Source organism: Streptomyces collinus (assembly GCF_031348265.1).
Lineage (GTDB): Bacteria > Actinomycetota > Actinomycetes > Streptomycetales > Streptomycetaceae > Streptomyces > Streptomyces collinus.
Genome location: NZ_CP133771.1, coordinates 1,039,472 through 1,061,353, shown reverse-complemented (window position 1 = coordinate 1,061,353; position 21,882 = coordinate 1,039,472). Strand labels below are relative to the sequence as shown.

General features: G+C 72.5%; 18 protein-coding genes. 12 read left to right on the top strand and 6 right to left on the bottom strand.

Annotation, left to right across the window (positions count from 1 at the left end; all coding sequences use genetic code 11):
• Window position 1 precedes the first annotated feature (1 nt).
• From RFN52_RS04730 to RFN52_RS04675, 12 genes are all read left to right on the top strand, one after another.
• Window positions 2-694: a hypothetical protein gene (locus RFN52_RS04730; RefSeq protein WP_184842756.1), complete on the top strand. Its 693-nt coding sequence runs from the start codon at window positions 2-4 to the stop codon at window positions 692-694.
• Entirely contained in the window at window positions 691-1,392 is a 702-nt protein-coding gene (locus tag RFN52_RS04725) for a hypothetical protein (protein WP_184842754.1), read from the top strand. Before RFN52_RS04730 ends, RFN52_RS04725 begins: the two co-directional genes overlap by 4 nt.
• A gap of 8 nt (window positions 1,393-1,400) precedes the next feature.
• Window positions 1,401-1,772: a LysM peptidoglycan-binding domain-containing protein gene (locus RFN52_RS04720; protein ID WP_184842751.1), complete on the top strand. Its 372-nt coding sequence runs from the start codon at window positions 1,401-1,403 to the stop codon at window positions 1,770-1,772.
• On the top strand, window positions 1,765-2,904 hold the full coding sequence (locus RFN52_RS04715; protein ID WP_184842748.1) for a hypothetical protein: 1,140 nt from the start codon (window positions 1,765-1,767) through the stop codon (window positions 2,902-2,904). The genes RFN52_RS04720 and RFN52_RS04715 overlap by 8 nt, the downstream gene beginning before the upstream one ends.
• A 31-nt stretch (window positions 2,905-2,935) precedes the next feature.
• Window positions 2,936-3,472 (top strand): phage baseplate assembly protein V, encoded by a 537-nt coding sequence (locus RFN52_RS04710; protein WP_184842745.1) that lies wholly within the window; start codon window positions 2,936-2,938, stop codon window positions 3,470-3,472.
• Between the two features lie 15 nt (window positions 3,473-3,487).
• Window positions 3,488-3,823: a hypothetical protein gene (locus tag RFN52_RS04705; RefSeq protein WP_184842742.1), complete on the top strand. Its 336-nt coding sequence runs from the start codon at window positions 3,488-3,490 to the stop codon at window positions 3,821-3,823.
• The gene (locus RFN52_RS04700) at window positions 3,820-4,215 is read left to right on the top strand and encodes a GPW/gp25 family protein (RefSeq protein ID WP_184842739.1); all 396 of its coding nucleotides are present in this window, start codon (window positions 3,820-3,822) and stop codon (window positions 4,213-4,215) included. Before RFN52_RS04705 ends, RFN52_RS04700 begins: the two co-directional genes overlap by 4 nt.
• Entirely contained in the window at window positions 4,212-7,322 is a 3,111-nt protein-coding gene (locus tag RFN52_RS04695) for a putative baseplate assembly protein (protein WP_184842736.1), read from the top strand. The genes RFN52_RS04700 and RFN52_RS04695 overlap by 4 nt, the downstream gene beginning before the upstream one ends.
• Window positions 7,319-11,143 (top strand): putative baseplate assembly protein, encoded by a 3,825-nt coding sequence (locus RFN52_RS04690; protein WP_184842733.1) that lies wholly within the window; start codon window positions 7,319-7,321, stop codon window positions 11,141-11,143. Before RFN52_RS04695 ends, RFN52_RS04690 begins: the two co-directional genes overlap by 4 nt.
• Complete coding sequence (locus RFN52_RS04685) at window positions 11,143-13,290, top strand: hypothetical protein (protein WP_184842729.1); 2,148 nt, start codon at window positions 11,143-11,145, stop codon at window positions 13,288-13,290. Before RFN52_RS04690 ends, RFN52_RS04685 begins: the two co-directional genes overlap by 1 nt.
• Window positions 13,291-13,397: 107 nt before the next feature.
• Window positions 13,398-14,945 (top strand): DUF6519 domain-containing protein, encoded by a 1,548-nt coding sequence (locus tag RFN52_RS04680; RefSeq protein ID WP_184842726.1) that lies wholly within the window; start codon window positions 13,398-13,400, stop codon window positions 14,943-14,945.
• On the top strand, window positions 14,945-15,835 hold the full coding sequence (locus RFN52_RS04675) for a peptidoglycan-binding protein (RefSeq protein WP_184842723.1): 891 nt from the start codon (window positions 14,945-14,947) through the stop codon (window positions 15,833-15,835). The genes RFN52_RS04680 and RFN52_RS04675 overlap by 1 nt, the downstream gene beginning before the upstream one ends.
• Before the next feature lie 47 nt (window positions 15,836-15,882).
• Here the strand turns inward: RFN52_RS04675 and RFN52_RS04670 are convergent, their stop codons facing one another.
• The 6 genes from RFN52_RS04670 to RFN52_RS04645 form a co-directional block, all read right to left on the bottom strand.
• Window positions 15,883-17,133 (bottom strand): glucarate dehydratase family protein, encoded by a 1,251-nt coding sequence (locus tag RFN52_RS04670; RefSeq protein ID WP_184842720.1) that lies wholly within the window; start codon window positions 17,131-17,133, stop codon window positions 15,883-15,885.
• Window positions 17,130-18,038 (bottom strand): 5-dehydro-4-deoxyglucarate dehydratase, encoded by a 909-nt coding sequence (locus RFN52_RS04665; RefSeq protein ID WP_184842717.1) that lies wholly within the window; start codon window positions 18,036-18,038, stop codon window positions 17,130-17,132. Before RFN52_RS04665 ends, RFN52_RS04670 begins: the two co-directional genes overlap by 4 nt.
• Window positions 18,039-18,062: 24 nt before the next feature.
• Window positions 18,063-19,007: a carbohydrate ABC transporter permease gene (locus RFN52_RS04660; RefSeq protein WP_184842714.1), complete on the bottom strand. Its 945-nt coding sequence runs from the start codon at window positions 19,005-19,007 to the stop codon at window positions 18,063-18,065.
• The gene (locus tag RFN52_RS04655) at window positions 19,004-19,915 is read right to left on the bottom strand and encodes a carbohydrate ABC transporter permease (RefSeq protein WP_184842711.1); all 912 of its coding nucleotides are present in this window, start codon (window positions 19,913-19,915) and stop codon (window positions 19,004-19,006) included. Before RFN52_RS04655 ends, RFN52_RS04660 begins: the two co-directional genes overlap by 4 nt.
• Entirely contained in the window at window positions 19,912-21,264 is a 1,353-nt protein-coding gene (locus RFN52_RS04650; RefSeq protein ID WP_311240890.1) for an ABC transporter substrate-binding protein, read from the bottom strand. The genes RFN52_RS04655 and RFN52_RS04650 overlap by 4 nt, the downstream gene beginning before the upstream one ends.
• A 200-nt stretch (window positions 21,265-21,464) precedes the next feature.
• Window positions 21,465-21,848: a DUF5997 family protein gene (locus RFN52_RS04645; protein ID WP_229856869.1), complete on the bottom strand. Its 384-nt coding sequence runs from the start codon at window positions 21,846-21,848 to the stop codon at window positions 21,465-21,467.
• Window positions 21,849-21,882 lie beyond the last annotated feature (34 nt).

Here is a 21,882-nt window from a genome sequence, read left to right as displayed (position 1 = left end):
CATGGCGCGCTATACGGAACAGGAACTCAGGTACCTCCGGCTCCTGGACGAACTGCAGGACACCGACGGGGTGGACGTCCGCTACGAGGAGAGGGGGGAGATCGAGGAAGCCACGGGGGAGGCGCCGGAAGCCTTCGCCCTCATGGAGGAGTGGCAGGGCGTTCGCCTCGCTCCTCAACTCCAGCGGGCATTCCTGCGGTTCGACGGGATCTCGGCCCACTGGACGCTCACCGAGGACGGGGCGGCGCTCGGCGGTGAATTCTCGCTGCGCCACCTTCCCGCGGCCCTGTTCGCCACCGGCGAGACACTCGTCCACGACGATCTCCCCTCCGACGTGCGCGCCCTCTACGAAGAATTCCGGGTGTTCGACGAACAGCCGAGAACGGGAGCGGGAACACTCGCCGCGCTGCGGATCCCGACCGTGGTGACCGGGACCCTCTCACCGGAGATCTGGTACTACGACAGTTCCGACGGGGCGTTCCGGCTGGACGTCGACTACGCCCAGTACCTGGACGCGCTGCTCGTCACCAAGGGGACGTTCGGCTGGCAGTACCTGTACGCCGACGTGAACCTGGGCGAGAGCGGGCTGGGCAGCGTCGCGGACGACCTGCGGACCATGCTGGACGTCTTCCCCCGCCTCTTCCCCGGCCACGACTACGCGGACCTCCGCACCCGTCTGGAGGCCCGCACGTGACCCGCTACGCCGACATCCCCAAACCCATCCGCTCCGGCATCGTCGTCGTCGACCCCGACACCGGCACCCCCCAGCGCATCATCGTCCTCCAGTTCAACCCGGACACCCTCGAACGCAGTGTCAGCCCCCAGTCGGCCGGTGACAGCGGGGACGCCGGGGGCGGCGGTACCGGCAGCGGGGACCGCAACGAGGCACTCCGGCTCAAGGGGCCCGCGCAGGAGACCTGGAAGTTCACCGCCGAGATCGACGCCACCGACCAGTTCGACATCGCCGCGCCCGACGGGATCCACCCCCAGCTGGCCACGCTGGAGATGCTCGTGCAGCCGACCACCGCGCAACTGCGCGCCGCGAGCAGGCTGTCGCAGAAGGGCGCCATCGAGATCAGCCCGATCGAGATGCCGCTGACGCTGTTCACGTGGGGCAGCAAGCGGGTCATGCCCGTACGGCTGACGGAACTGTCCGTCAACGAGTCCGCCTTCGACGTGAACCTCAACCCGATCCGCGCCTCGCTCGGCATCGGGATGAAGATCCTCACCGTCAGCGATCTGCCCGCAGGGCACCGCGGCGCCGACCTGTACATGGCGCACCTCGCGCAGAAGGAGCGGCTGGCCGCGGCGGCACGGGGCGGCAGCCTCGGCGCGCTCGGCCTCGGCGGCGGCATCGGGACGGCAACGAGCGCACCGATCAGGAGGGGCTGAGCCACACCATGGCCGACATCGAACCGTACGAGAGCGCCCTGGACGCCATACCCGGCGCCCACCCTTACCCGCGCACCAGCCGCTACCACGACGCCGAGATCGGGATCCACCGCCGTCCCGACGGCACCGAGGTGCGGTACACCAAGCGCCGGCTGCTGCCGCCGCTCGACGACAGCGCTCAGGACGCCGCGCCCCACGTCGTCGGCGCCGGGGAGCGGCCCGACCTGCTCGCCCAGCGGTACTTCGGCGACCCCGGGCAGTGGTGGCAGATCGCCGACGCCAACCCCGTACTCGATCCGCGTGAGCTGACCGACGAGGCAGGACGCGTCATCTCCATCCCCCTCGCCGGCGGCTTCCCGCAAGGGGACCGGCGTGTTTGACCTGCCCGTGGGGCAGGGCCCCGTCCACATCACCCTCCTGATGGGGCCCAAGCTCGCCCGCCCCGTGCCCGCCGAGGTCACCGAGGCCCTGCTCTCCGCCCAGATCACCGCCACCGCGGGCGAACGCAGCGGCTTCCAGCTCGCCTTCGACCTCACCAAGAACGGCATCATCAGCCGCCGGCTGCTGCCCGAGGGGTTCTTCGACCCGAAGACCCGGCTGATCGTGACCGTCACCGTGCGGGGCACGCCCGCCGTCCTCTTCGACGGGCTCGTCGTACGGCAGGAGGTCGGCGCCAGCAACCGCCCCGGCCACTCCACCCTCACCGTCACCGGCGAGGACCTCACCCTGCTCATGGACCTGGAGGAGCGCACCGCGCGCTACCCCAACCTGCCGCCGTCCGCACGCGTCCTCACCATCCTGCGCCGCTACTCCGACTACGGCATCCGGCCCGACGTCTACACCGAGAAGGTCGCCCAGCCCCCGCACCAGGACCTGCGGGTGCACTGCCAGACCGGCACCGACCTCCAGTACGTCACCGAGCTGGCCCGCGCCAACGGCTACACCTTCTACCTGGAGCCGGGCCCCAACCCCGGCCAGTCGTCCGCCCGTTGGGGACCGGAGGTCCGGCTCGGCATCCGCCAGCACGCCCTCAACGTCAACCTGGACGCCCACTCCACCGTCGACCAGATGACGTTCGCCTACGACGGGACGGCCCGCGAGGAACCGCAGGCCCGCTGGCAGGACCCGGGCACCCGGCAGTCCACGCTGCTGCCGCAGCCGCCGATCAGCCCGCTGCGCCCGCCCCTCGGCCGCCGTCCCACCCCGGCCCTGAAGCGCAGGACGCTGTCCGGCACCGCCAAGCAGCAGCGCGAGCAGGCCGAGGCCGAACTGCTCGCCCGCGCGGCCGTCTCCGCCGACGTCGTCTCCGGCTCCGGCTCCCTCGACGTCAACCGGCACGGCTACATCCTCCAGCCGCGCCAGCTCGTCGGCGTACGGGGTGCCGGACGCGCCTACGACGGCGACTACTACGTCAAGTCCGTCACGCACAACCTGCGGCCCGGCTCGTTCCAGCAGAACTTCACCCTCTCCCGCGAGGGCCTCGAAGCCCGCAGCGACTACGTACGGCCCTAGCCAACACAACGAAAACCAGGAGCAGTTCAGCATGGCGGCACCCAGTAATCGCTACCTCGGCAAGTTCCGCGGCCGGGTCGTCGACGACAACGACCCGCTGCGCATCGGCCGTGTCACCGTCGAGGTCCCCGACGTGCTCGGCGACGAGCCGTCGACCTGGGCGCTGCCCTGCCTGCCCTTCACCGGGCCGCAGTCGGGACAGTTCGTGGTGCCGCCGCCCGGCGCGGGCGTGTGGGTGGAGTTCGAGCAGGGGGATCCCAGCTTCCCGGTGTGGACGGGCTGCTGGTACGGGGCCGCCGACGAGCTGCCGCCCGACGCCCGCCGCGAACTCCAGGCCGGCTCGCCGAACAAGCCGGTCGTCGTGCAGACACCGGGGGCGCACAAGGTCGTCATGAACGACACGCCCGGCACCGAGCAGGGGATCCTCCTCCAGGCCCAGGGCGGCGCATCCATCCGCATCACCAAGGAGGCCGTGGTCATCGCGACCGGCGCGGGCGCCGAGATCGTGCTGCGCGGGCGTGAAGTGACGATCAACGAGGGCCAGTTGACCGTGCTCTCGAAGCGATAGACGGGGAGACAGAACGTGTCCGGGAATCTGCTCGACACGGGCGCCGTGATCGGCTGCCCGCACGGCGGCCGCGTCACCGCCGCCACACCGCCCGCCGGGGGCCTGCGCGTCGCCGGCGCCGCCGTCGCCACGGCCGCCCACCACTACGTGGTCACGGGCTGCCCGCACACCGTCGACCGGGTGCCCACGCCGTGCGTCACGGTTCGCTGGACCGCCGGCCGCACCGGCATCACCGCCGACGGTGTTCCCGTGCTGCTCGACACCTCCGCGGCCCAGTGCTTCAGCGCGGCCCTCGTCCCGCAGGGACCGCCCGTGGTCCAGGCCGCGCAGCGAAAGGTCACCGTCCGATGAGCCCCGACGGCCGGGCCACCGGGCCCCGCTCCGACATCGCGTTCCCGTTCCGCGCCGACCGCCGCGGACGCACCGCGCACGCCCGCCACGGCGAGCACGTCCACGACCTGATCGAACAGCTGCTGTTCACCAGCCCCGGCGAGCGCGTGATGCGCCCCGACTTCGGCTGCGGGCTGCTCGACCTGGTGTTCGCGCCCAGCAGCCCCGAGCTGATCAGCACGCTCGAACTGTCCGTGCAGGCCGCGCTGCAACGCTGGCTCGGCGACCTCATCGAGGTGACGGCCCTGGACATCGTCAGCGAGGACCACTCCGTCCGTGTGTACCTGTCGTACGCCGTCCGGGCCACCGGCGCCCGGCGCGACGACGTCTTCGAAGGGAGGGCCGCCGCATGACCACCGGCACCACCGCGTCCCGCCGCACCAAGGTGCGCGCCGCCCGGCTGAACGGCGTCGACACCGTCGAGGCCGACGACACCGGGCTGCTGCTCACCGTCACGTTCCTCGGCAAGGCCCCGCACGGCCTCGGCCCCGAGAACATCCGCATCGACGGCGGCCGCCGCGTCACCGGCGTCACCGCCGTCGACGTCGGCGTCGAGCGCGAGGAGGACCCGGAGCTCGACGACCGGCTCTACGTGACGCTCGACCGGGCCGGCGACACCTCCCGCTACCGGCTCTCGCTCGTCGAGACCGACCCCTACGGGCGGCCCGGCACCGAGCCGTACCGCGGCTTCGACCAGCGCTACCACAGCGCCGCGTTCGCCTTCCGGGCCGACTGCCCGACCCCCTTCGACTGCAAGGACGAACCGGACGAGGAGCCGTCCTTCCCGGCCGCGCCCGTCATCGACTACACGGCCCGCGACTACGACACCATCCGCAAGCTCCTGCTGGACCGGCTCGCGCTCACCACCCCCGACTGGGCCGAGCGCAACCCCGCCGACCTGGGCGTGACCCTCGTCGAACTGCTCGCCTACACCGGCGACCGGATCAGCTACCAGCAGGACGCCGTCGCCACCGAGGCCTACCTCGACACCGCTCGCCGCCGCGTCTCCGTACGCCGCCACGTGCGGCTCATCGACTACGCGATGCACGACGGCTGCAACGCCCGCGCGTACGTCACCGTCCGGACGGCCGACGACCGGACGCTCGCCCCGGGCACGTTCCGCTTCGCCTCCGTCGACCTGCGCAGCCTGGACCCGCACGACCGGCCCGAGCCCGGCACGGTGATCGACGAGACCGAGCTCGGAGACCTCGACGAGCGCGGTTCGGTGGAGGTCTTCGAACCGGTCGTCGCCGCCGACCCGCTGGAGCTGCGGGTCGCGCACAACGCGATCCGGCTGTGGACCTGGGGCGGCGAGGTGTGCTCGCTGCCCCGGGGCGCCACGGCGGCCACCCTGCGGGACGCCTGGACGGACCCGGAGACGTGCCGCGAGCGCCGGCTCGCGCTGCGACCGGGTGACGTGCTCGTCCTGGAGGAGGTGAAGGGCCCGCGCACCGGCACTCCGGGCGACGCCGACCCCGCGCACCGCCAGGCCGTCCGCCTCACCTCCGTCACCCCCGGCCTCGACCGGATCGAGGACCAGCCGGTCCTGGAGGTCACCTGGGCCGCCGAGGACGCGCTGCGCTTCCCGCTCCGCCTCACCACCCTTGGGGGCCGCGACTGCCTGCCCGTGGAGGACGTCACCCTCGGCCGCGGCAATGTCGTCCTCGTCGACCACGGCCGCACCCTGACCGGCCTGCCCGAGACGGTCACCGTGCCGCCCGTGCCCGCCGTGACCGCCCTTTGCGACCCTCCTGCCTTCGGCTGCCCCGACCGCGAGGAGGGCAATGCGCCCGCCCGTCTCATCAACACCCTGACGGACCGGACCGAGTCGGGCCGGGCCCTCGTACCCGACGACGTCCGCGAACTCTTCGACGTCGTCGGCGAGGCCGCGACCGACCGTGCCGGCCTCGGCCTGGAAAGCGCCGGGCAGCGCCACGAACAGGTCGTGCCCGGCACCGCGTACGCCCAGGCCGCCGCACTGCGCACCCTGCTCGCCCAGTCCGTCCACCCGGGCATCGCGCCCCGCTTCCGCCCGGTCCTCGGCCGCACGCCCGTCACCCAGGCGGTGCCCTTCCCCGACCCCGGCACCGTCGCCGCCGGGCAGGCCGAGCAGATCGCGGCCATACCGGGACGGGTGCGGCAGCGGCTCGTGGAACTGTGGCGCAGCGCCCGCGACCGGGACGGACTCGGCCAGGAGGAGATCGCCGAACTCGCCGTGGTCTACGGCCTGAACGTGCTGGAGCGGTTCGAACTGCACCGCCATCCGGTCCGTGCCCTGCGCGAACTGCTCCATCGCAGCGACCAGTTGCTCGACGCCAAGCTGCGCCGCGTCGAGGTCCTCGCGGCCCGGGCCCGGGCGGGAACCGTCCTCGACGGGCACATCGCCTGGGAGATCGCCCACGCCTGGGGCCCGGCCTACGCGACCGGACTCCACCCCGAGGAGACGGTGCTGCGCGGCCCCGCGACCGCCGCCCTCGCCCAGGACCCGCGCCGGGCGCTGCCCGCCGTACGCCTGGACGGCGACGGTGAGACCTGGATCCCGCGTCGCGACCTGCTCGACAGCGGGCCGCGCAAGCGGCACTTCGTCGGCGAACTGGAGGACGACGGCCGCCTCGCACTGCGCTTCGGGGACGGCCGGCACGGGGCGAAGCCCACGCCCGGCTCCCGACTGGAGCTGCGCTACCGGCTCGGCGGCGGCACCGCCGGCAACGTCGGCGCCGAGGCCATCAATCACCTGGTCCTACAGGACGAGTGCGAGGCACCGGACGCCGTCGTGCGCAACCCGCTGCCCGCCACCGGCGGCACCCGGCCCGAACCCATCGAGCAGGTACGCCAGTTGGCTCCGCTCGACCTGCGCCGCACCCGGCTGCGCGCGGTCACCGCCGAGGACTACGCCGCCCTCGCGGGCGCCCTGCCCGGCGTACAGCGGGCGGCGGCCGAGCTCCGCTGGACGGGCAGCGTCCAGGAGGCACACGTCGCGATCGACGCGTACGGCACCGCCTCCCCGTCAACCGGGCTGCTCGACTCGGTCGCCCAGGCGCTGGAGGCGTACCGGCGCATCGGCCACGACCTCGTCGTGGGCCCCGCGCGCCTGGTGCCGCTGGACATCGGGCTCACCGTGTGCGCGAAGCCCGGCCACCAGCAGGGGCAGATCCTCGCCGAGCTGTACCGCGTGCTGGGCAGCGGACGGCTGCCGGACGGACGGCTCGGCTTCTTCCACCCCGACGCGCTGACCTTCGGCGGGCCGGTCCGGCTCAGCCGCCTGGTCGCCGCCGCGGCGGCCGTGCCCGGAGTGGAGAGCGTCGAGGTCACCCGGTTGCGGCGGCTGTCCGGACAGGACCGGGGAGAGAGGGAGGACGGCGTGCTGCGGCTCGGCCCACTGGAGATCGCCACCTGCGACAACGACCCCGACCGGCCGGAGAACGGCCTGCTGGCGATATCCCTGGGAGGTGCCCGATGACGGACACACACCCGGTCCCCGCGACCGACGAGTGCGGCTGTGGCGGCCCCTGCCGCGACGGCCACGACGAGCGCCTCGCACCCGCACCGCCGCACAACGCGCCCGGACGCACCGCGCTCGACTACCGCGTCGGCGCGTACGGCTCCTTCCGGGCCGCCCTGCTCGACCGACTCGCGTCGCCCGCCCACCCGGCGCTCGATGGCCTCACCGTCCGCACCCCGGACGACCCCGCGATCGGCCTGCTCGACGCCACCGCGGTCCTCGGCGACCTGCTCACCTTCCACTCCGAGCGGATCGCCGACGAGGCCTACATCCGCACCGCCAACGAGCACCGCTCCCTGGTGCTGCTCGGCCGGCTCGTCGGGCACCGCCCGCGTCCCGGCGTCGCCGCCGCCACGCACCTGGCGTACACCCTCGAACGCGACCCGCGTGCCGAGGCCCAGAACGTGCTGATCCCGCGCGGGGCGCGCAGCCACAGCGTGCCCGCGTCGGCCGACGAGGAGTCGCTGACCTTCGAGACCAGCCGGGACCTGACGGCCCGCTGGGACTTCAACGAGCTGAAGGTCCGGCGTCGTCGTCCCTCGCTCCTCACCCCACAGGACCTGGAGAAGCGCTCCGAGCTGTTCGTCGCGGGCACCGGGCTCTCCCTGCAGACCGGCGACCAGTTGCTGTTCGTCTTCGGGGAAGGCGCGGGCGGCGAGCGCAAGCTGCTGCCGGTCGCGAGGACGCGGGTCGACCGGGACGACGATGTCACGGCGATCTCCCTGCCGCGGTCGGCGCCGCCGACCCTGAAGGAACTCGTCGACGAGGTGCGGCGCTGGACCGCGCTGCCCGCGCAGCCCGGTGAGCCGGGGGAGGAGCCGCCCACGCCGGAGGTGCCCAACCCGCGGCCGGTCAGCCGGCTGATCGAGGACTTCGAGGACCAGGTCCTGGAGCCCTTGCGTGACGACCTGGACGGCGTCAAGACGCCCGAGCGGCTCGCGGGCCGTCTCGCGGAGCCTCTTGCGCGTCTGGGTGAGGCGCAGGTGCTGGCTACTCCGTACGAGGACGTGGCGGCGTGGTTCGGGCAGTTGGAGGCGGTGCTCGCCGGACTCGCCGAGCGGGCTCTGGGGCTGGCGCCGGCGCAAACGGCGGAGGAGGGTGCCTCGATGGGTTCCCGGCCGTCCGCGGCGCCGTCGGGGCCGGTCGCGCAGTTCCCCGCGCCCCCGGAGGGCGACCCGCGCGCCGCCGCGTTGACAGCCCTGGGCGCCGTGCTTCCCGCCCTGCGCGGCACTACCCCCGCCCCCGCACATCCCACCGGTCGGCAGCTCCCCGGTACCGACACCGCGCGCCTGCTGTCCGCCCTCAACCCTGGCCTCGGCAGCCTCTACCCGGCCTGGCGCACGGCCGCCGTCCCCGGAACCCCGCGGCTCCTGCGCGAGCTGCTCGCCCTGCGTGTCACCGCGGCCCCCTTCGGTGCCACGGCCCCGCTGAAGCCGGTCCAGGACGACCGCGGCCGGGTCATCCGCACCGCCGACTGGCCGCTGACCGGCGCGGTGCTGGCGACCCTGCGGGTCGTCTTCGACACGGCGGGCAGGTCACCGGTCCGGGCCGAGTTCCAGTACGTCGAGGGCAGCAGCTCCGACCAGCGCGCCGAGAACCTGCCCGTCACCCAGCCGGTCACCTTCACCCTCGGCCCCGGCCGGGTCGAGCTGTCCGTGCGTTCCGGCCAGGACCGCGACCTGAACTGGCTCAACCGGCGGCCCGCAGACTCCCAGGAACCCGGCGTCACCGCCCGTCTCTCCGCCGGCCTGCCCGAGCGCACGCTGTTCGTGTCCCGGCCCGACGACGAGGGCCTGGTCCACGTCGGTGTGCACAACGGCACCTCCGAGCAGATCGCGCTCCGCCCGGGCGACGGGGAGCAGTTCACGCACGGCGAGTACGAGGTCGGCCTCAAGTACACCGTGGGCAGCGCCGAGCCGGGCGTCGAGGTCGTCATCGCCGGCAAGCCGGAGCCGGTCAACCGCCGCACGCTCCAGCTGGACACCGTGCACGAGGGCATCACCGTCGGCAGCTGGGTGGCGATCCAGCGGCCGGCCAAGGGAGCCGAGGGCGGTGTGCCGGGCGATCCGAAGCTGAGGTTCGTCACCACGCAGGTGGTGGCAGCCCGTACGGCCGCGTACACCAACTACGGCATCACCGGCCGCGGCACCGAACTCACCCTCGCCGACCCCTGGCTGGACGGGTTCGACGTCCTGCTGTCGCACATCCGCGACACCACCGTGCACGTGGCGGGAGAGCCCCTGCGTCTCGCCGACGAACCGCTCGGCGAGGACGTGCACGGCAACGAGATCGAACTGGCCGAGCTGTACGAGGGCTTGCGGCCCGGCCGCACCCTCATGGTGACGGGTGAACGCGGCGACATCCCGGGCACGGCCGGCGTCAGGGCCACCGAGGTGGTCACCGTCGCCTCCGCCGATCCGGCCGTCGACCCCCGCCTGCCCGGCGACCACGTCCACACCCGGCTCGTGCTCACCGGGGACCTGGCCCACCGCTACCGCCGCGAGACCGTCCGCATCCTCGGCAACGTCGTCGAGGCCACCCACGGCGAGAGCCGCGAGGAGGCCATCGGCAGCGGCGACTCGGACCGGGTCAACCAGACCTTCGCGCTCTGGCAGTCCCCGCTGACCTGGCTCGCCGACGACAACCCCCTCGGCGCCACCCCGGTCCTGGAGATCCGCGTCGACGGACTGCTGTGGCACGAGGTCGACAGCCTCGCCGGACGCGGCCCGGCCGAGCGGGTCTACATCACCGGCGCCACTGCGGACGGCCGCACGACGGTGACCTTCGGCGACGGCGTGCACGGCGCCCGGCTGCCCTCCGGCCACGAGAACATCCGTGCCCGCTACCGCTTCGGCACCGGCAAGGCCGCCAACATGCCGGCGGACCGCGTCACCCAGCCCCTCACCCGGCCGCTCGGCGTCACCGCCGTCACCAACCCGCGCCCGGTCACCGGCGGTGCGGACGCCGACGGCCCGGGCCTGACCCGCCGTACCGTCCCGCTGGCCGTCTCGGCGCTGGACCGGCTGGTGTCCGAGGCCGACTACGAGGACTTCGCCCGCTCCCGGGCCGGCATCGGCCGGGCCGCGGCACGCGAGCTCTTCGACGGGCGGCGGCGGGTGCTGCACGTGACGGTCGCGGGTACGGACGACGTGCCCATCGCCCCCGACTCGGACACGCTGACCGCGTTGCGCGCCGCCCTCACCGAGTACGGCGACCCGGGCCTCCCGGTCCGGGTGGACGGCCGGGAACCGGTACTGCTGCTGATCGCCGCGAAGGTGAAGACCGCCCCCGACCACTCCTGGCAGTACGTCGAACCCCGGCTGCGGCAGGCCCTGCTGCACCGGCTCGGCTTCGAGGGCCGGGAGCTGGGACGGCCCGCCCGTCTCTCCGAGGTGCTGGCCACCGCCCACACCGTGCCCGGCGTCGACTACGTGGACGTCGACGTCTTCACCGGCGTACCCGCCTCCGCCACCCCGGCGGAACTCACCGAGGTGCTCACCCGGCCCGGACCGCCCAGGACGTCCGTTCCGGCGCACCCGGCGGCGTACGACGAGAAGATCCACACCGTCCGCGCCGACGACGGCGAGACGCTGTCGGAGATCTGCGCGCAGTACGGCATCACACTCGCCGAACTCCTGCGCCTCAACCCCGGCATCACCGACACCCGGCGCCTGGCCAAGGGCCGGTCGGTGTACGTCTTCCGCGGCATCCGCCCGGCCCAGCTCGCACTGCTGTCGCCCCGGGCCGCGGACACCCTGATTCTGACGGAGGTCAAGTGATGTCCCCGGAAACCCAGTTGGAGACGCCGGTCCCGGTGGCGTCCAGGGAGCCGGACGGGCTCGCCGACCTGCTGCCCCGCCGGCACCGGCTGCGCGACGCCGAGGAGGGCGAGCCGCTGCGCGCGCTGCTCGCCGTGATCGCCGAGCAGATCGACCGCGTCCGCGACGGCGTCCAGCAGGGCTACGAGGACCTGTTCGTGGAGACGGCGGCCCCCTGGGTGCTGCCGTACCTCGGCGACCTGGTCGGCTACCGCACCCTGCCCGGCTACGAACGCGTCCTGACCACCGGCCTGCACGACGGCGGCCGGGCCGCCCTCGCCGAGGCCGTCGCCCCGCGCCGGGACGTGGCCGCCACGGTCGCGAGCCGCCGCCGCAAGGGCACCCTGCACCTCCTGGAGGAACTCTCCGGGCAGGTCGCCGCCTGGCCCGCCCGGGCCGTCGAACTGTCCCGGCAGGTCGCCCACACCCAGCCGGTGAAGCTGTACGGCACCGGCACCCACCGGGGCGAGCGCGGCCGGCTGACCGACCTGCGCGACGGCGCCGAACTCGCCCTCGGGGGAGGCCCCTTCGCCAACGCGGCCCGTACGGCGGATGTCCGCCGCGCCGACTCACGGCACCGGCAGGGCGGCTGGACCCCGGCCGGCGTCGCCCTGTTCGTGTGGCGGCTGAAGGCGTACGCCCTGACCCGGACCCCGGCCTACTGCATCGACCGGGCCCGCAACCTCTACACCTTCTCGATCCTCGGCAACGACACCCCGCTGGTCACCAAGCCCTTCCCGGAGCCCTCACCGACGCACATCGCCACCGCCGACAACGTCCCGGCGTTCATCACCCGCCGCCTCCTGCACGACCGGCTGCTCGACTACTACGGCCCCGGCAAGAGCTTCGTCATCCGGCGCGACGGCGAGGACAACCCCGTACCGCCCTCGGACATCGTGGTCGCCGACCTGTCGGACTGGCGCTACCGGCCCAGGCGCGGGCAGGTGGCCGTCGACCCGGAGCTGGGCCGGATCGCCTTCGGCTCACGGTCGGCGCCCCGGCAGGGCGTGTGGGCGGACTACCACCACGCGTTCGCGGCCGACCTGGGCGGCGGCGAGTACGAGCGCGACCGTGAGCCCCGCCCCGACGCGGAGTTCTACCGGGTCGGGCCCGCGCAGCCCTACCGGCAGATCATGGACGCCTACCGGGCCTGGCAGCACGACCGCCGGGCCGGCCGGACCGGGTCGGCCGGCATCATCGAGATCACCCACAGCGGCGCCTACCAGGAGCAGCTGGACTTCGACCTCGACCCGGGCGACCGGCTCGAACTGCGGGCCGCTGAGGGCACCCGCCCCGTGATCCGCCTGCTCGACTGGTACAGCAACCGCCCCGACGCCCTCAACATCCGCGCGGTGTCGGACGACTGCGCCCCGCACGAGCGGCCCCGGGTGGTCCTCGACGGGCTGCTGGTCGCCGGCCGCGGCATCAACGTGACCGGCGCGATGGGCGCCGTCGTCGTACGGCACAGCACGCTCGTGCCCGGCTGGTCGCTGGAGCCCGAGTGCGCACCGCACTCGCCCGAGGAACCGAGCATCGTCCTGGACCGCACCACCGGCTGCCTTCAGATCGAGCACAGCATCCTCGGCACCATCGAGGTCATCGGCGACGAGGTGAGCGAGGACCCCCTCGACATCCACATCCGGGACAGCGTCCTCGACGCCACCGCCGACGACCGCGAGGCACTGTCCGCCCCGGACTGCCGGCACGCCCACGCCGTGCTCCATCTGCACCGCACGACGGTCATCGGCGAGATCCACACCCACGCGGTGCGGATCGCGGAGAACAGCGTTCTCACGGGCCGGCTCCATGTCGCCCGGCGCGGCGTCGGCTGCCTGCGGTACTCCTACGTCCCCTCCGGCTCGCGCACCCCGCGCCGCCACCGCTGCCCGGACACCGAGCCGCTGTTCGCCTCCCAGCGCTACGGCACGCCCTGGTACGGCCTGCTCGCGGACCGCTGCCCCGAGGAGATCCGGCGCGGCGCCGACGACGGCGCCGAACTCGGCTCCTTCCACGACCTGTACCGGCCGCAGCGCGAGGACGGCCTCAGGGCCCGTCTCGCCGAGTACACCCCGGCCGGCACCGACGCCGGGATCTTCTTCGCGACGTGAGGCGCACACCGGCCGACGACGTGCTGAACGCACCGGCCGACGGCGCGCGGCGCGCACCCGCCACCGACCTCGTGAACCCGCACTTCTGAACCAGGGGGACACCCTTCATGCACGCAGATCTCTCCCGCTCCACCTTCCGCCCGGAGCGGCACTACTCCGCGGTCGTCGCCCAGCAGGGCCGCGTCCAGCTCGACGCCGACCTCAACGAGCAGACCGCGATCCAGCTCCACCAGGCCCGCACCCTCGCCGCCGACCTGATCGGCCCGCACGGCGGCCCGCGCGACGCCGTCGGCTTCCGTATCGAGTACGTGGGCGGCAAGCACGAGATCGACACCCTGCTCATCCACGGCGGCCGCTACTACGTCGACGGCATCCTGTGCGACGCCGACCGCCCGGAGGCCGGGGTGCCCGTCACCGACGAGGAGAGCGAGGACGCCGCGCCGGAGCCGCCCGCGACCTGGACCTACTGGGACCAGCCCGACGGCTTCCGCGACCCGGAGAAGCCCGGCGACCGGCTGCCCTCGCCCGCCCAGACGCCGTTCGTCGCCTACCTGAACGTGTGGGAGCGGTCGGTGAGCGCGGCGGAGGACCCGGCGCTGCGCGAGGTCGCCCTCGGCGCCGCCATGCCCGACACCGCCGCCCGTGTGAAGGTCGTCTGGCAGGTGCTGCCGCTGTCCCTCGCCGCGCTGGAGATCGAGGAGACCGACCCGTCCAAGGAGGTCGTCCGGGCCGCCTTCACCCGCTGGGCGCAGCGCCGGTCGGCTCCCTCCGCCCGGCTCGCCGCCCGCAGCGAGCGGCCCGACCACGCGGACGAGGACCCGTGCCTGGTCAAGCCGGACGCCCGCTACCGGGGCCCGGAGAACCAGCTGTACCGGGTGGAGGTCCACGAGGGCGGCGAGGCGAAGGACGCCACCTTCACATGGTCCCGGGAGAACGGCTCCGTGGTCTTCCCCGTCGACGAACTCGACGGAACCTGGGTGCAGTTGGCGTCCCTCGGCCATGACGACAAGCTGGACCTGGACGTCGGAGACCACGTGGAGTTCGTGGACACCGCCTACGCCTCCCGGCTGGAGCCCCTGCCCCTGCTGCGCGTCGAGGAACTCGACCTGCCCGGCCGCCGGGTCCGCCTGTCCGCCGAACCCGCTCCCGGCGTCGGACGCCTCGCGCACCTGAACCCGTACCTGCGCCGCTGGGACCACACCGGCGGCCCGAAGCGCAAGGGCCGCAGCACGGCGCTGAAGGGCGGCGCGATCCCTGTCACCGAGGGGGAGTGGCTGCACCTGGAGGACGGCGTCGAGGTGTACTTCGCCAAGGGCGGCGCCTACCGCACCGGCGACCACTGGATCGTGCCGGCCCGCACGGCCACCGGCAGCGTCGAATGGCCGACCGACCAGGCCCGCCGTCCGCTGCTCCAGGCACCCGCCGGCATCGCCCGGCACTTCGCCCCGCTGGCCCTGGTCAAGGGCGAGGGCAGCGCCGTCGACCTGCGCCTGGCCTTCGGCCCGCTGGCGAGCAGCGTGCCGGCCGCCGACGAGGCGACGCTCGCCGCCGAGGAACAGGCCCGCCGCGAGGAGCAGGCCGCCGAGGCCGACCCCTCCCGGGGACGGTCGCAGACCACAGCCGAGGCGGAAGCCGCCGCGGAGGGAGACAACTGATGGCCAGGCCCCTGAGCGCGTCCAAGCTGGTGGAGATCCTGAGGGCCGAGGGCTTGACCGTCCACGAGGTCCGCGGCTGGCGCACCCACAACCGCAACAGCAAGGGCCCCTGGGGCCCGGTGAACGGAGTGATGATCCACCACACCGTCACCTCCGGCACGGCCTCCTCCGTGGACCTCTGCTACGACGGCCACGCCAACCTCCCCGGCCCGCTGTGCCACGGCGTCATCGACAAGAAGGGCCATGTCCACCTGGTCGGCAACGGCCGGGCCAACCACGCCGGTCTCGGCGACGGCGACGTGCTGCGTGCAGTGATCAACGAGTCGAAGCCGCCGACGGACAACGAGGCCGACACCGACGGCAACCGGCACTTCTACGGCTTCGAGTGCATCAACCTCGGCAACGGCAAGGACCCGTGGCCCGAGGCGCAGAAGGAGGCCATCGAGCGGGTGTCCGCCGCGATCTGCCGCCACCACGGCTGGTCCGAACGCTCCGTCATCGGACACAAGGAGTGGCAGCCGGGCAAGGTCGACCCGCGCGGTTTCACCATGGACGGGATGCGGGGGCGCATACGCGACCGGCTCAAGGGTGCCGGGGGCGGCACCAAGCCGGCCCCCGGCCCGAAGCCGTCGCCCAAGCCGTCCCACGAGCCGTTCCCGGGCGCCGGGTTCTTCCACGTCGGGCAGCGCTCCCCGATCATCACGGCGATGGGCCGCCGCCTGGTCGCCGAGGGGTGCAGCCGCTACGAGGAGGGGCCCAGCCCCGACTGGAGCGAGGCCGACCGCCGGTCCTACGCGCTGTGGCAGCAGAAGCAGGGCTTCTCCGGCAAGGACGCCGACGGCATCCCCGGCAAGGTCACCTGGGACCGGCTGAAGGTGCCCAAGTCGTAGGGGGTGACAGCCGTGCGCCCCGCCCACCGAGGCGGGGCTCACGGCTGTCACCAGCGGGGGAGCTTCAGCTCGTACTCCGGCTGGAACCGCCGCATGTAGCCGGTGTCGTCCCGGCCGCGCATCCCGGAGTCGACGTACCGCCGGTGCAGGCGCTCCAGTCGGTCGTGGTCGAGCTCGACACCCAGCCCCGGGCCGGTGGGCACCCTGACCTCGCCGTCGCGCAGCTCCAGCACGCCGGGGACGATCACGTCGTCCGCCGAGTTCCAGGGGTAGTGCGTGTCGCAGGAGTGGTCGAGGTTGGGGATGGCCGCGGCGACATGGGTCATCGCGGCGAGGCTGATGCCCAGGTGCGAGTTGGAGTGCATCGACAGGGCGAGTCCGAACGCCTCGCACACGGCGGCCAGTTCACGGGTGCGGCGCAGCCCGCCCCAGTAGTGGTGGTCGGTGAGCAGCACCTGGACGGCGTTCTGCTCGACAGCCGGCTTCAGATGCTCCCAGGCGACCACGCACATGTTGGTCGCGAGCGGCACGGGGGAGCCCTTCGCGACCTCCGCCATGCCCTCGATGCTCCTGGTGGGGTCCTCCAAGTACTCCAGGACACCGTCGAGTTCACGGGCGACGTACGTCGACGTCTCCACCGTCCAGGCCACGTTCGGGTCCAGCCGCAGCGGCTGCCCGGGGAAGGCCTCCGCCAGCGCCCGCATCGCGGCGATCTCCTCGTCGGGCGGGAAGACACCGCCCTTGAGCTTGAACGACCGGAAGCCGTACCGCTCGTGCATCAGCCGGGCCTGCTCGACGATCCCGGCCGGGTCGAGGGCCTCGCCCCAGTCGTCGCCGATGGCCGCACGGCCGTCGAGCGCGGGATGCTCGGCCCACTTGTAGAAGAGGTACGCGGCGAACGGCACCGCGTCCCTGACCCTGCCGCCCAGCAGGTCGCTGACCGGGCGGCCGAGCAGCTTGCCCTGCGCGTCCAGGCAGGCCACCTCGACCGCCGAGGTGGTCCAGCCGCGCTCGTGGGAGCTGGGCACGGTCGGGAGCAGCGCCGCGTCGATGGCGGCGGTGACGGCGGTGGTGTCGAAGACGTCCATGCCGACGACGGCCTTCGCGGCGGCGTGCAGCCGCTCCAGGCGGACCGCGCCGCCCGTGGACTCGCCGAGCCCCACCGTGCCGTCCTCCAGCACCAGTTGGAGGATCACCCGCAAGGCGAGCGGCTCGTGCACGCCGTTGGAGTTGAGCAGCGGCGGGTCGCCGAACGCGATCGGGGTGACGATCAGCTCACGAATACGCGTGGAGCTCATGCGCCGACCACCTCCAGTCCGTGGTCGAGGAGTTTCGAGAGCCGGGCGACATGCTCCGGCGTCGGATCGAGCAGCGGCGCCCGTACGCCGCCGACGTCCAGGCCGCGCAGGGTCACCCCGGCCTTGACGAGCGACACGGCGTACCCGGGGACCTCGTCGCGCAGAGCGACCAGCGGGCCGTAGAACTCGTCGAGGAGCCGGGAGACCAGGGCGTCGTCGCCCTCGGCGAGCGCCCGGTGGAAGGCCAGGGCGATCTCCGGGGCGAAGGCGAACACCGCCGAGGAGTACAGCTCCACACCGACGCCCTGGTAGGCGGGCGCGGTCATCTCGGCGGTGGGCAGCCCGTTGAAGAACTGGAAGTCCTCCGTGCCCGGTACGGCACGCACCGCGCGGACGATGCGGTGCATCCGCTCGATGTCCCCGATGCCGTCCTTGAGTCCGACGACCCCGGGCAGGGCGGCGATCTCGGCGGCGGTCTCGGCGGTGAGCCGGGCGGTGCCGCGCTGGTAGAAGACGACGGGCAGGTCCGTGGCCGCGATGACCTCCTCGACGTAGCGCACGAGGCCCTGCTGCGGGGCGCTGACGAGGTAGGGCGGCAGCAGCAGGATGCCGTCGGCGCCCGCGCGTTCGACGCGGGCGGCCTGGTCGCGGGCGACCGGGGTGGGGCCGCCGGCCGCCGCGAGGACCGGCACCCGACCGGCCGTGGTCTCGACGGCGACCCGGGTGGCCCGCTCGATCTCCTCGGCCGACAACGCGTGGAACTCGCCGGTGCCGCAGGCGACGAACACACCTCCCGCGCCCGCGGCGACACCCGACTCGATGTGCCGGGCCATCCGCTCCTCGTCCAGTGAACCGTCCGCCGCGAACGGCGTGACCGGGAAGAACAGCACTCCGTGGAACTTCATGTCTCCCTCATACGTGGGGGTTTGTCAGCCCTTGGTGGCCCCGGCGGCGATGCCGGTGACCAGCGAGCGCTGGAGGAGCAGATAGACGATCAGGCTGGGCACCAGGGCGATGACCGCACCGGCCAGCACCACCCCGGAGCCGACCTCGGGGTCGGTGCGCAGGATGGACAGGGCGACGGTGACCGTGTAGTCGGTGGGGTCCTTGGCGGCGATCAGGGGCAGCAGGTACTGGTCCCAGATCATGATGAAACCGAGCACCCCGGCGACACCGAGCGCGGGCTTGCACAGCGGCAGGACGACCTGCCACAGCATCCGCAGCTCGCCGACGCCGTCGATGCGGGCGGCCTCCTCGATCTCGGTGGGGATGTCCTTCATGAACTCCGTCAGCAGCATCACGGAGAAGCCCCAGGCACCGAGCGGCAGGATCACACCCCAGACGGTGCCCTTCAGGTCGACGCCGACCACCGGCACATGCCCGAGGACCAGGGACAGCGGGATGGCGATGACCTCCTCCGGGAGCATCATCGTCAGCATGAACAGGGTCAGGACCAGCGCCTGCCCGCGGAACCTGTGCCGGGCCAGCGCGTACGCGGCCAGCGTGCACACGGCGAGCTGGAGCAGCAGCCCGCCGCCCGCTATCACCAGGGAGTTGCCGAAGTAGTCCCAGATGCCCCGCTCGCCCGCCACCTGGAAGTTCAGCAGGGTCGGGTGGTGAGGGAGGAACGACAGGGTCGAACCGCTGGCCTTCTCGCTGAAGGAACCGGAGAAGATCGTCAGGAAGGGGGCCGCGAAGACGCCGAGGGCGAGCAGGCAGAGCAGGACGCGCAGCGCCCAGGCGGGGCCCGGCCGGTCGCTCCAGCCGAGGGCGGTGTCGAAACGGGCGGGGGTGGTGCGCCCCTTCCCGGCGGACTTCCGCGCGGGAGTGGCGCTCACCGGAGTCCGGACGGGGTCGATGGCGGGGGCGCTCATCTCACGTCTCCCCTCTTGCGGAGGTAGTTGACCGTGACGGTGAGCAGCAGCGTCACGCAGAGCAGAACCACGGAGGCGGCCGAGGCGCCGCCGATGTCGTTACGGGTGAAGCCGAGGGTGTAGGCGCGGGTCATCCACACGTCGGTGGAGCCGGCCGGACCGCCGCCGGTGAGGACGTACACCTCGGTGAAGACGCGCAGTCCGCGGATGGCGGCGAGGGTGAGGACGATGCCGAGGGCGGGCCGGATCGCCGGCAGGGTGATGTGCCGCAGTCGCTGCCGGAGCGAGACGCCGTCCATCGCGGCGGCCTCGTACAGCGACCGGTCCACGCCCGCCAGCCCGGCGAGGATGATCACCATGTTGTACGGGGCGAGCATCCAGATGCCCATGGCCATCGTCGCCCACAGCGCGGTGTCGGGGTTGTCCAGGTAGGGCACGGGCCCCAGTCCCAGGAGCCCCAGACCGCTGTTGAGCAGGCCGTCGGAGGTCGGGTAGTACATCAGCCGCCACATCTCGCCGACCACCGCTGTGGCGGTGACGACGGGCAGGAACACGGCGGTACGGATGATCTTCAGCGAGCGGGCCTGGCCCTCCAGCAGCAGCGCCAGCGCGGAGCCGACGACGATCCCGCCGAGGGACATCCCGACGCCGAGGAGCAGGGTGTGGCCGATGGCGTCCTGGAAACGGTGGTCGGTGAGGACCCGCGTGTAGTTGTCGAGGCCGACCCACTTGTCACCGAGGAAGGGCCGCACGTCGAAGAAGCTGAGCCAGACGCCCTTGCCCATGGGCAGGAACTTGAAGACGAGGGCCAGCAGCAGCCCCGGGGCGAGGAACAGCCAGGGCAGTACGGCCTTCTTGCCGATGATCCGGGCTCTGCGCGGCCCGGGCGTCGTCGCGGTCGCGGTCATTTCAGCAGCTCCTGGTCCTTGAGGTCACCGGCGAGGGTGTCGTTGAGCTCCTTCAGGCCGGAGCGGACGTCGCTGCCGCAGTAGGTGAAGATCGCGTTGAGCGCGTCGGCGGTGTCCTGTTTGATCGGGGCGAAGTCCGGCGCGTTGGGGAACTGCACGGAGGCGGTCTCGTACGCCGTCTGCACCACGCTCCAGCGGGGGTCGTCGCGCACCTTCGCCGCGTCGAGCGTGGAGTTGACCGGGATGCGCACGACGGGCTGGTGGTCGCCGGTCATGGCGAGTTCCTGGCCCTCGGGGGAGACGAGGAACGCGGCGAGTGTCTGCTCCTGTTTCGCCTTGCCGGTCTTCGCGCCGAAGTAGATGTTCTCGCCGTCGGCCAGCACGTCGTTGTTGCCGGCCGGGCCCGAGGGGGCCGGCAGCACCTCGTACTTGTCCTTGCCGAGGGCTTTGTCGAACGTGGAGATGTTGTACGGGCCGGTGAGGTACATCCCGGCGTTGCCGTCCTGGAAGTTGGTGGTGTTCGCGGTGACGGAGGTCAGGGCGCTGGGCTGGATGACACCGTTGTCGCCGCAGAAGAGGTTCTTCTTCATCCAGGTGACGGTGCGCAGGGCCGCCGCGGAGTCCATGGCGGGCCGGTAGCCCGACCCCTCCTTCCGGAGGATCCGCACACCGCCCTGCCACAGATAGCTGGCGCCCCACCAGGCGACGTAGCCGTTCTGGGCGCTGCCCGGGACGACCATGCCGTAGGTGTCCTTCTTGCCGTCCCCGTCCGGGTCGCGGGTGGCGAAGGCCTTGGCCAGGGCGAGGGTGTCCTGCCAGGTCTTCGGCTGCGGCAGGCCGAGCTTCTCGCGCCAGTCCTTGCGGACGAACAGCGTCATGGCCTGCCGGGAGTACGGGATGCCGTAGTGCCTGCCGTCGAGGCCGGCCGTGGACGACCAGGACTTGGCGGTGATCTCGTCATGTCCGGATATCGAGGCCGGAGTGATCGGCTTGAGCAGGCCCTGGGCCTGGTAGCTGCCCATCAGGGCCGTGTCGTTGATCATGACGTCCGGCAGGTCCTTGACGGACGCGCGGCTCTGCAACTGCTGGTCGAAGTTCATGACCGGCTGGTAGTTGATCTTGATGCCGGTCTTCTTCGTGAAGGCGGCGAACACGCGGTCGTAGGTCTGGGCGGACTCCGGGTCGCTCCGGGTCCACACCTCCAGGGTGTTCGGGTCACCGGCCCGGGCGCTGCCGGAACCGGATCCGCAGGCGGCCGTTCCGAACAGGAGCCCCGAGACGGCACACGTGGCAGCCAGGCGGTGCACGCGGCGTAGCCGCATGGCGATACAGCGTCGGCGATCCCGCATGGATGGTTCTCCGTTCATATTCGTGAACCCGCTTCACGAATCTAAATGATCGGCCAAGCTACGGATCGCTTCAGCGCCATGTCAAGACATGGCCGAAGGATTTCACCGACACCACACGGCGCCCGGGAACACCGAGGAAACGGCGACGGCCCCCACCGGATCATCCGGTGGGGGCCGTCCGAAAAGGAGGGGTCCTCAGGTCAGGCCTGACGTTCGGCGTTCTTCTTCTTGATCCGTTCCGCTTCCTTGCGGACCTCCGCCTGAGTGGTGCGCTCCCGCTCCAGCCACTCGGGGCCTTCCTGCTTCAGCGCCTCGATCTGCTCCGTGGTGAGGGGCTCGGTGACGCCGGCGCGCGCGAGGCCCGCGATGGAGACACCGAGCTTCGCGGCGACCACCGGCCGGGGGTGCGGGCCGTTGCGCCGCAGCTCCTGCAGCCACTGCGGCGGGTTCGCCTGGAGCTCGTTCAGCTCGGCGCGTGAGACGACACCCTCCCGGAAATCGGCGGGGGTGGCCTCGAGGTACACACCCAGCTTCTTCGCCGCGGTCGCGGGCTTCATCGTCTGGGTGTTCTGGTGCGACGTCATGGACCCCAGGGTAACGAGCATGTGCACGACCTCT